The following is a 10,449-nucleotide window of genomic DNA, read 5'->3' on the forward strand; positions in this document are numbered from 1 at the left end:
CGACGCCCCCGGTCCCGCGAAGGTCAAGAATCCCCCGGGCGCAGGCAATCCCGCCGACGCCCGGTGAGAAGCCGCGGCCGAACCGGCGTATTCAAGGCGGAGGGGCATCGGCAGCCGCGCCCTTCCCCGACCGGAGGTAGCTCAAGCGTGACCATCACCAAGGAAGCCCCGCCACCGGTTCACCGGCAGGACGAGGACGACCGCCGGGGCCGGCAGGGCTGGAACCTCAACTCCCCGCTCGCCCTGACCATGCTCCTGCTGCTGGTCATCGCGTCGCAGGGACCCATCCGCGGGGCGCTGTCCGCACCGGTGATGCAGAGCTGGATGACCGTGTTCGTCGCGGTGGTGGTCCAGGCCCTGCCCTTCCTCGTACTCGGTGTGCTGCTGTCCGCGGTCATCGCGGTCTTCGTCCCGCCGTCGTTCTTCGCCCGTGCGCTGCCGAAGCGGCCGGCGCTCGCGGTGCCGGTCGCCGGGATGGCCGGGGCCATCCTGCCCGGCTGCGAGTGCGCCTCCGTACCGGTCGCCGGGGCGCTGGTGCGACGCGGCGTCACTCCGGCCGCGGCCCTGGCGTTCCTGCTGTCCGCCCCGGCGATCAACCCGATCGTGCTGACCGCCACCGCCGTCGCCTTCCCCCGGAACCCGGAGATGGTTCTGGCCCGCTTCGTCGCGAGTCTCCTCGTGGCCTGCGTGATGGGCTGGCTGTGGCAGCGCCTCGGCCGTACCGACTGGCTGCGCCCGCCGGCCCGCCCCGCGCACGAGGGCCTCGGCAAGGGGGCGGCGTTCTGGGGCTCGGTGCGCCACGACGTGATGCACGCGGGCGGGTTCCTGGTGCTGGGCGCGATGGCCGCGGCCACGCTCAAGTCCGTCGTACCGGCGAGCTGGCTGCACGCCGCGGCCGGGAATCCGGTGGTCTCGATCCTGGCCCTCGCGATCCTGGCCGTCCTGCTGTCGATCTGCTCCGAGGCCGACGCGTTCGTGGTCTCTTCGTTGACCCAGTTCTCACTCACCGCCCGGCTGGCGTTCCTCGTCGTCGGACCGATGATCGACCTGAAGCTCTTCGCCATGCAGGTCGGCACGTTCGGCCGCGGCTTCGCGGTGCGCTTCGCACCCACCACCTTCGCTCTCGCGATCCTCATGTCCGTTCTGATCGGGGCGGTGCTGCTGTGAACCGGCAGGCACAGGCGGCCGTGCTCTTCCTCGTCGGCGCTGCGGTGCTGCACGCGAGCGTCACGGACCTCTATCTGCGTTACGTCAAGGCCGGGTTGCGGCCCCTGCTGCTCGCGGCCGGTGTGGTGCTGATCGTCACGGCCCTCACCACGGTCTGGTACGAGATACGCGAGCACCGAAAGGCCTCCGTCGACCGCCCCGGCGAGGAGCGCGACGGCGAGCGGGCGCACGCGGAGGAGATCGAGCATGGGCACGCGAGCGCTGACACGGGCGCGGACACGGTCGCAAGCGCAGGTGTGGGCGCACACGAGCATTCGGACGAGCACGGGCGGGCGGAGGGGGACGGGCAGGCGGACGGCCATGGGCACGGACACGGACATCGTGAACCGCGTATCTCGTGGCTCCTCGTCCTCCCGCTGCTCGCGCTCATCCTGGTCGCCCCGCCCGCCCTCGGCTCCTACAGCGCGATGCGCACCGGTACGGCGCTGCAGGCGCCCTTCGGCTACGCCAAGCTGCCCGCAGGCGACCCGGTCCCCCTCGGCCTGGTCGACTACGCGAGCCGGGCGGCATACGACCACGGCCGCTCCATCGGCGGCCGACGGGTCAGGATCACCGGCTTCGTCGCACTCGACCACGCCGGTACGCCCTATCTCGTCCGCATGGCCCTCAACTGCTGTGCCGCCGACGCCCAGCCGGTCAAGATCGGCCTGTCCGGGCGCATTCCGCCCGTCCTGCGGCCCGACACCTGGCTGGAAGTCACCGGCAGCTACACCACCAAGCGCACGAAGGACCCGGTCAACGGCGGCATCATCCCGTTCCTCGACGTGAGTTCGGCGAGGCCGGTCCCGACGCCGCACGATCCGTACGACGAGAGCTGGAACAACTAGCCGAGAGCTGCGGGGCAGGTCCACGGCGACCTGCCCCGGCCCCTCACCTTTGGGCATCGTCCAGGGCTGAGTCGCCTCGGACGGGAATGCTCCACCGTGGATCAGCGGCTGTCCTGAGCCGGGCAGATGCCGTGCTCGCTCAAACCGCCGGGTCCGGCAGATAGCTCGCCAGGCCGCGCAGGATGATCTCCAGACCGATGTCGAACCTCTCGTCGGAGGAGTCGGTCACCATCACCCCGGACAGGGCGCGCAGGTGGGGGAAGTCCGCTTCGGGCAGCGACGCGAAGTAGTTCTGCATGTCGTCGGCCATCTCACGCCAGTCGGGGCGGGCCAGGGAGGAACTGTCACCGGTGTGCTGGGCGGCCCGGTCCTGCCACATGCCCTCCTCCAGGACGAAGCCGTCGATGTAGGTGGAGATGAGGTCACCGGCCTCCGCCGCGATCCGGTCCGGCAGTCCGGCGGTGCGGAAGACGGCGAGCAACGACTCGACGTGCGGCAGCAGTTCGGCGGTGAAGGGGACATGAGCCATCGAGATCCTGGCCATGTCGCGATGGGACAGCAGGCGCCGCCGCCAGGCGCGGGCGTACTCCCGCACCTGCTCCAGCCACCGCTCGGGGTCGGGTGCGGGCATCGGGAAGCCGTCGAAGAGCCGGGTGTACATCAGCTCCAGGAGGTCGTCCTTGGAGGTGACGTAGGCGTAGAGGGCGGAGACCGCGACCCCCAGTTCGGCCGCCACCTGGCGCATCGACAGCCCGTCGAGCCCTGAACGGTCCAGCACCGTGAACGCGGCCTCGACGATGCGCTCACGCGTCAGCGGTGCGCGCGTAGGGGCGACGCGAGCGCGAACGGGGCGCTCGCGCTCCCAGGGGGACGGCGGAGGTTGTACGGGGGTGCCGGCGGCCGCGTCGCTCATGAGGCCAGTCTAGGCGCCGGGAGAGCAGTGTTCTCGCTCGGAGAGCGGCGTTCACTCCGGCAGCACGCGATATATCTTGTCCGCGCCGCCAGGTTGCGCTATATCTTAATGAACGCCGTTCTCCTGATGAGCACTGTTCTGTTAGGGTGAACGATGTTCTCCGGCGTCTGGTTTCCTGTATCTCCCTCCGTGACGGCAGGCCGGGCAGTCACATCCATCCGCCCCACCGCGCCCGCGGGTCGTGACCCTGGTGCGGCCTCTTCACGAGGAGTTCCGATGTCCACCACCGGTGTCGCGTCCGCCGAGACGCCCATCGACGCACCAGCGCCCTACCGGTGGCGCTGGGCTGCGCTGTTCGTGATCCTCGCGGCCGAGGTGATGGACCTCCTCGACGCCGTCGTCACGAACATCGCCGGTCCCTCCATGCGGGCCGACCTCGGTGGCGGCGCCTCCACTCTCCAGTGGCTCGCCGCCGCCTACACCCTCTCGATGGCCGTCGGGCTCGTCACCGGAGGGCGGCTCGGGGACATTCACGGGCGCCGCACGATGTTCCTGGTCGGAGCCGCCGGCTTCACCCTGGGTTCGCTGCTGTGCGCGGTGTCCGCGTCACCCGGGATGCTGATCGGCGCGCGGGTCGTCCAGGGACTGTTCGGCGCGGTGATGCTGCCGCAGGGCCTCGGCATGATCAAGGAGATGTTCCCGCCGAAGGAGTCGCAGAAGGCCTTCGGCATGTTCGGCCCGGTCATGGGTCTGTCCGCGGTGTGCGGGCCGATCCTGGCGGGCTGGCTCGTGGACGCCGACTACTTCGGCACCGGCTGGCGCATGATCTTCCTGATCAACCTGCCGCTGGGTGCCGCGGCGATCCTCGGGGCCGTGCGCTACCTGCCCAAGGGCCGGTCCGACAGCAAGCCGCGGCTCGACATCCTCGGCATGCTCCTGGTCGCGCTGGCCGCGCTGCTCATCATCTTCCCGCTGGTGCAGGGCCGTGAGTACGACTGGCCGGTGTGGACGTTCGTGATGATGGGCGCCTCGGTGATCGTCTTCGTCGTCTTCGCCAGGTACGAGTCGAGCCGCAGCAAGGCCGGCCGGGACCCCCTGGTCGTCCCCAGCCTCTTCCGCAAGCGCGGCTTCAGCGGCGGCATGATCCTCGGGCTGGTCTTCTTCTCGGCCATGCAGGGCTTCATGCTGGTGTTCAACCTCTACACCCAGATCGGCCTCGGCTATGCGCCGCTCAAGGCGGGACTGGTGATGGTGCCCTGGTCGGGCGGCATGATCGTCGGCTTCGGGATGGCTCAGGGTGTCGCCAAGTTCGGACGGGCCGTGCTTCAGGCGGGCGCGCTCGTCATGGCGGTCGGCGTGTTCGGCGTATGGCTGACCCTCGACACGGTGGGCGGCGGCGTCGGCCCCTGGCAGCTCCTGCCGTCGCTGCTCGTCACCGGCATCGGGATGGGCCTGCTCATGGCACCCTTCTTCGACATCGTGCTCGCCAGCGTCGAGCAGCACGAGACGGGTTCGGCGTCCGGCACGATGACCGCGGTGCAGCAGCTCGGCGGCGCCTTCGGCGTGGCCATCCTCGGCACCGTGTTCTTCGGTCTGCTGGGCGGCGGTATCGCCACCGCCGTCGACCACCGCGCGGACGGCCTGCGGGGACAGCTGACGGCAGCGCACGTCGCACCCGCGGCTCAGGACCGCATCGTGGCCGACCTGCGTACCTGCACCTCGGACCGCGCCGTCGCCAAGGATCCCGCCGCGACCCCGGCGTCCTGCGCCCGCCTGGAGACCGACACCCGGTCCGCCGTGACCTCGCGCCAGGACGGCGCCCGGATACCCGCCGCGCTGCAGGCCACCGCGCAGTCCGCCTTCCGGAGCGGTTTCGGCTCCGTCATGCAGACGGTGCTCTGGATCGTCGCCGTCATGCTCGCCCTGACGTTCCTGCTCGCCTTCCTCCTGCCGCGCCACGCGCGCCCCGAGGAATCCGCCGGGCACTGAGCCCCCGGCCGCATCGGTATATCCGTATCGGCGTCGGCGAACGGGACGGCCGGGCACCTCTCCAAGGGTGCCCGGCCGTCCCCTTTCACATGCGGGCCGGCGCCCTCGGGCAGGCACCCCGGGCCGGTCCGCGCGGCACGCGGCACGTACCGTGCGAGCGAGCAGGGACGCGCACGCGACGGCGAAAAGCGGGACGCCGGTCCATCGAACACACGGCACTGCTCACCTGGCGCACGCGCCGTCACACCGCCCGACCCGCACCGTCCCGGAAGGACGAGCCCCGTGCTCACGTCGTACGCAGCCCACTTCGACACGCCCGCCGGGTACCTCGACTTCGCACGGTTCGGTCCGCCGTCACGGGACGCCGTGGCCGCCACCGCGCGAGCCATGGAGGAGTCCGCCCGCGCCGGTCACACCACGGTGGACGGCCTGATGCGTGCGGAGGGCGTCGCACGGGACACGGCCGCGCGCCTCGCGGGCACCGACAGCCGGCACACCGTGCTGCTCCCGAACGCGTCCACCGGCCTGTTCCACGCCGCCCTCGGCGTCAGGGAGGGTGTGGTCCTCGCACCGCGCACCGACTTCCCCGCCAACCACTATCCGTGGCGCCGCACCGCCGACCTGGGCCGGGCCACGCCGCGCTGGCTCGATCCGGCGCCCGGCAGCGGAGTCACCCCCGACCTGGTCCGCGCCGCGCTGACCGACGATGTCGTCGCCGTGTCCGTCAGCGCCGTGGACTTCCGCACCGGATTCCGCGTCGACCTGGCGGCGCTCCGCGAGGCGATCGGACCGGACCGGCTGCTGATCGTGGACGCCATCCAGGCGTTCGGTGTGGCCGCGATGTCCTGGGACGCGGCCGACGTGGTGGTGGCGGGCGGTCAGAAATGGCTGCGCGCGGGCTGGGCCACCGGCTTCGCCGCACTGTCCGATCGCGCGCTGGAGTCCCTGGAGCCGGTCCTCACCGGCTGGACGGGCGTCGAGGACGTCGGCCTCTTCGACGGAACGGAGCACCCGCCCGCCGCGGACGCGCAGCGATGGTCGATCACCAACCTCAGCCCGGTGACGGCCGCCGCGTTCGCGACCGCGCTGGACCTCGTCGAGCGGCACACCGTCACGGCGCTCGAGGCCGCCATCGCCGCGCGGATCGCCGAACTCACTGAGGTCGTCAAGGAGAAGGGCGGCCGCATCCTCTCCCCTGCCGACCCGGCCCGACGCGCGGGCATCCTCTCCTTCACGATGGCGGACCACGATCCCTCCGTCGTCGCGAAGGCGTTGCACGCCGAGGGAGTCACTCCCACGGTGCGCACCGACTCACTCAGGTTCTCCCCGCACGCCTCGACCCCACCGGAGGCGTGCGACCGGGTGGCCGCCGCGCTGTCGTCGCTGCGGAGCTGAACCTTTCGGACGTACCAGCCGACCCACGAACGCCGCGAGACACCGCCGACCCGGGCGGTCCCCCCCCGTTCGGGTATCACGGTCCGCCCATGACGGGACGTCAGCGGGACGTGACGCTGGAAGGCCGACGCCGGGCGGCCCCATCAGACTCATCGTGCTGATCAGGGTCGGCGCGAGGGCCATGCCCGCCACGAAGGGCATCCCCGCCAGTGCCGCGGGACTCGGCGCGAACAACAGCGGTGCCCTCGCCATCGCCATCGCCATCGCCATCGCCATCGCCATCGCCATCGCCATCGCCATCGCCATCGCCATCGCCATCGCCATCGCCATCGCCATCGCCCAGACGGTGACCGACAACCGCCCACTCCAGCAAGTATGTGGTGTGCAGCAGCCGCGTGCCTCCCGGTGGATCTCCGCCCCAGCGGGACCTGACGAGCGCGGCCATGCCGGGCATGCAGTCCGCTGCCGCCGCCGCGACGTACAGCGTCCAGTCCGGGGCGGCGTACCGGGCGCACAGCAGCAGCATGGGACTTCATGCTCCATCAGGAGCCGATCGTCGCGGGATGGATCCGGTCCATACCGCGTCGTCCATTTCCACATATGGCGCCGTATCCCGCAAGGCGACGCGGTATCTCGCCGTGCACGTGCGGGAAATGGCGAGCTGAGTAAGCTGGATGGAAGACACGTCGATGTCTCGGCGAGAAGGAGCCCGCATACCGTAGACCGCGTATACCGGCACTCTCGTATACACGGCAACCGCGTATACCGGCGATTCTGCTCACAGGAAATGGGGGCCGAGTCCCGGCCCCGGATAATTCTCCTTTGTCAGCCCGATCCCACGGGCTTCTCCGCCGTCGCCCGGTGCCGTTCGCCCAGCTCGGTCCGACCGACGATTGACCCTCCCAGGAGGTGAATCGGGTTGAACGCGCAACAGCGAAGCCAGGCCGTGATGGTCGCCGTCAGTGCATGCGTCATCGTGCTGACGGCGTTCTACTACATATTTCCGGATCAGCGGCTGATCTTTGTCGCCGTTGGAGCGACCGGCGTCATCGGCATTATCCTGGGTGTCCTTCTCAACCGCCCGGCGCACCCACTGCCCTGGCTGTTGCTCGCCGCCGGAAACTTCGCTTTCGCCGCGGGCGAGGCCACCCAGATCATCCTCATCCAGACTGGGGAGCAGGTGCCCTTTCCGTCGATCGCCGACGGCTTCTATCTCGTGGCATATCCGCTCTATGCGGCCGGGCTGCTGGGCTTCGTCCACTGGCGAACGAGTTGGCGCGACCGCGCGAGCCTCGTCGACGCGCTGACGCTGACAGTCGGCCTGGCACTGCTGTCGTGGCTCTTCCTCATCGACCCGTATGCCCGCGTCGCGGGTCTCACCTGGGTGCAGAAGGCGTTCGCCATCGCCTATCCGCTCGGCGACATCCTCGTCCTGGCGATGCTGCTGCGCCTGCTCGCCGGCCGTGGCGGCAAGAGCCGCTCGCTCATGCTGCTCACCGCGGGCACCGTCGGCCTGCTCACTGCCGACGTGCTCTACGGCCTGATACAGCTGAACGGGACGTGGCGTACGGGTAGCGCCGTCGAACTCGGCTGGGTCGTCCTGTACGGCGCCTGGGCGGCCGCCGCGCTCGATCCGTCCATGCGGTCACTGACCCAGCCGGTGGCACAGCGCACCGAGACCGGCACGGGCCGGCTGGGCCTGCTCATCCTGGCGTCGCTGATCGCGCCGGCCATCCTGCTGACGGAGGCGGTGCGCGGCGAGAGTTCCAACGTCGGCGTCATCGGGGTGTTCTCCACGTTGCTCTTCCTCCTCGTGCTCTACCGCCTGGCGGGCGTGGTGGCGACCCACCGGCAGGCGGTCAGCCGGGAGAAGGTACTGCGCAACGCCGTGTCGTCGCTGGGCGGCGCGGGCGATCTGCGGAATGTGGCCGCCGCCGTCCATTCCGCGGTGATGGAGCTGATGCCGCACGGCCCGCCACGTTCCGCACTGCTCACCGTGCCGGACAACACGCTCTGGGTGAACGGGGTGCACGGCGGCATACGCGGGCCTCTGTCCGCGCGGCGGACGGCAGCTGTACGGGAACTGGCCGCGTCCGGCGAGACCCGCCTGGTGACCCTCGACGGTGTGGGGCCCGATCTCGCCTCCCACCTCACGGGCCCGGACGAGGAGCCGACCCGCACCGGCCACGCGCTGGTCTGCCCGCTCACCTCGCAGGATCACCCCGCGGGCGATCCGCTGATCGGACTGCTGATCGTGGCCGGGGACGAACAGGACCTGCTCATGCTCCGCGGGACGCTGGCGACTCTCGCCGCACAGACGGCACTTACCGTGACGCGGGTTGCCCTCGCCGAGGTGGTCAACCGGCACAACAGTGAGATGTACTTCCGCACACTGGTGCAGAACGCCTCCGACGTCATCCTGATCCTCGACGAAGAGGACCGGGTCCGTTACGCGAGCCCCTCCGCGGACCAGGTGCTCGGTGTTCCGGACCTGGAGGGCACCCACCTCATCGATCTGGTGCCGCCTCAGGACAGCCGCGGGGTGGTCGAGACGCTCGGCCGGATAAGGAGCCACGAGTACCAGACCAGGCGCGAGCACTGGCGCATGATCCGCGCCGACCGGTCGTCCATCGAGGTCGAGGTGAGGTGGAGCGACCTGCGCCAGGAGGCGACCGTCGGTGGGCTGGTCCTCACCCTGCGGGACGTGACCGAACAGCGCAAGCTCGAACGTGAACTCACCCACCAGGCGTTCCATGACTCGCTCACCGGCCTGGCCAACCGTGTGCTCTTCCAGGACCGGGTCAACCACGCCCTGGTGCAGGCTCAGCGCGACGGCACGGTGGTCGGCGTGCTCTTCCTCGACGTGGACGACTTCAAGGTCGTCAACGACATACACGGCCACGGTGTGGGCGACGAACTCCTGGTCGCGCTGTCACTCCGGCTGCAGACCACTGTCCGTGCCTCCGACACCGCCGCGCGCATCGGCGGCGACGAGTTCGCACTCCTGGTGGAGGGCGCCGCCACGCCGGAGGGCGTGGAGCGGTTCACCGAGCACGTGATGACCGTGTTCGCCGAGCCGTTCCGGCTCCATGTGGGACCGGTGAGCACGTACGCCAGCATCGGCGTCGCCACGACGGAGGACAGCATCGACTCGGTCGAACTGCTGACACACGCCGATCTCGCGCTGTACGCGGCGAAGACGGCAGGCAAGCGCCAGTGGCGCCGCTACCACCCGGACCTGCAGAGCGGCATGGAGGAGCGTGCCAAGTTGCAGGAGGGCCTGGACAATTCGTCGATCGAGACTTCGTTCCTGGTGCTTTACCAGCCCATCGTGGAACTGACCAGCGGTCAGATCAACGGCTTCGAGGCGCTCGTTCGCTGGCCCCATTCCTCGCGCGGCATGGTGCTGCCGGAGCGGTTCATCACACTGGCCGAGGAGAGCGGGCAGATCGTCCCGCTCGGCGCCTGGGTACTTGATCAAGCCGCGGCCGAGGCTGTCCGGTGGCAGGGCTCCGCGCGAAGCGACGGGACGGCCGACCGCAACGCACCTTACGTCAGCGTGAATGTGTCACCGCGTCAGTTCCGGGACGAGGACTTCTACAACGTGGTCCGGCGCGCCCTGGATCTCTCCGGCATAGAACCGTCGTCTCTCGTATTGGAACTGACCGAAAGCGTGCTGATGTACAACGACGAACGCATCCTGACCGAGATGAGTTCGCTCACCGACCTCGGGATCCGCTTCGCGATCGACGATTTCGGAACGGGCTACTCCTCGCTGAGCTATCTGCGAGAGTTCCCCATCTCGATACTCAAGATCGACAAGTCGTTCGTCGACGAACTCGGGCGCTCGCCTGAACAGTACGCCCTGGTCGAGGGCATCACGCATCTCGCGGACACCCTCGGCCTCACGGTGATCGCCGAAGGAGTGGAGAACGTGCGGCAGCAGGAGCTGCTGATCTCCATGGGCTGCCGGTTCGGTCAGGGGTACCTCTTCGCCGAGCCGGTCAGCGCCGAGGAGACGGCGCACCTCGTCCTCGCGCCGCCGCTCGGCCGCTTGGCCGGATTGCCTGTGGCGCCCACGGAAGGGAAGCAGTGATG

7 protein-coding genes are annotated in these 10,449 nt (G+C 69.8%); 5 read left to right on the forward strand and 2 right to left on the reverse strand.

The genetic code is table 11. From position 1 onward, the window contains the following. Window positions 1-147: 147 nt before the first annotated feature. Together ACZ4N5_RS33945 and ACZ4N5_RS33950 are read left to right on the forward strand one after the other, a co-directional pair. Window positions 148-1,167 carry a permease gene (locus ACZ4N5_RS33945; RefSeq protein ID WP_467760867.1) on the forward strand — a complete coding sequence of 340 codons (1,020 nt, stop codon included), beginning with the start codon at window positions 148-150 and terminating at the stop codon, window positions 1,165-1,167. Further along, window positions 1,164-2,054, forward strand: a complete 891-nt coding sequence (locus tag ACZ4N5_RS33950; protein ID WP_467760868.1) for a TIGR03943 family putative permease subunit — start codon at window positions 1,164-1,166, stop codon at window positions 2,052-2,054. Before ACZ4N5_RS33945 ends, ACZ4N5_RS33950 begins: the two co-directional genes overlap by 4 nt. 139 nt (window positions 2,055-2,193) lie before the next feature. Here ACZ4N5_RS33950 and ACZ4N5_RS33955 read toward each other — a convergent pair whose 3' ends face one another. Further along, entirely contained in the window at window positions 2,194-2,967 is a 774-nt protein-coding gene (locus ACZ4N5_RS33955) for a TetR/AcrR family transcriptional regulator (protein WP_467760869.1), read from the reverse strand. 276 nt (window positions 2,968-3,243) lie between these two features. Between ACZ4N5_RS33955 and ACZ4N5_RS33960 the strand changes: the two genes are divergently transcribed. Both ACZ4N5_RS33960 and ACZ4N5_RS33965 read left to right on the forward strand, forming a co-directional pair. Next, window positions 3,244-4,956, forward strand: a complete 1,713-nt coding sequence (locus tag ACZ4N5_RS33960; protein WP_467760870.1) for an MFS transporter — start codon at window positions 3,244-3,246, stop codon at window positions 4,954-4,956. 282 nt (window positions 4,957-5,238) lie between these two features. Further along, a complete protein-coding gene (locus ACZ4N5_RS33965) occupies window positions 5,239-6,351 on the forward strand; it encodes an aminotransferase class V-fold PLP-dependent enzyme (RefSeq protein WP_467760871.1) in 1,113 nt (370 codons plus the stop codon). Window positions 6,352-6,451: 100 nt separating this feature from the next. On the opposite strand, the gene ACZ4N5_RS33970 is transcribed toward ACZ4N5_RS33965, so the two are convergent. After that, window positions 6,452-6,877 carry a hypothetical protein gene (locus tag ACZ4N5_RS33970; RefSeq protein WP_467760872.1) on the reverse strand — a complete coding sequence of 142 codons (426 nt, stop codon included), beginning with the start codon at window positions 6,875-6,877 and terminating at the stop codon, window positions 6,452-6,454. Between the two features lie 393 nt (window positions 6,878-7,270). Between ACZ4N5_RS33970 and ACZ4N5_RS33975 the strand changes: the two genes are divergently transcribed. Beyond that, entirely contained in the window at window positions 7,271-10,447 is a 3,177-nt protein-coding gene (locus tag ACZ4N5_RS33975; RefSeq protein WP_467760873.1) for a putative bifunctional diguanylate cyclase/phosphodiesterase, read from the forward strand. Window positions 10,448-10,449: the final 2 nt, after the last annotated feature.

The sequence above is a fragment of the Streptomyces sp. NPDC026500 genome, assembly GCF_055567635.1.

Bases quoted from the DNA above. Each gene is read 5' to 3' on its own strand.
- ACZ4N5_RS33970 (WP_467760872.1), bottom strand. From the start codon at position 6,877: ATGCTGCTGCTGTGCGCCCGGTACGCCGCCCCGGACTGGACGCTGTAC.
- ACZ4N5_RS33955 (WP_467760869.1), bottom strand. From the start codon at position 2,967: ATGAGCGACGCGGCCGCCGGCACCCCCGTACAACCTCCGCCGTCCCCC.
- ACZ4N5_RS33960 (WP_467760870.1), top strand. From the start codon at position 3,244: ATGTCCACCACCGGTGTCGCGTCCGCCGAGACGCCCATCGACGCACCA.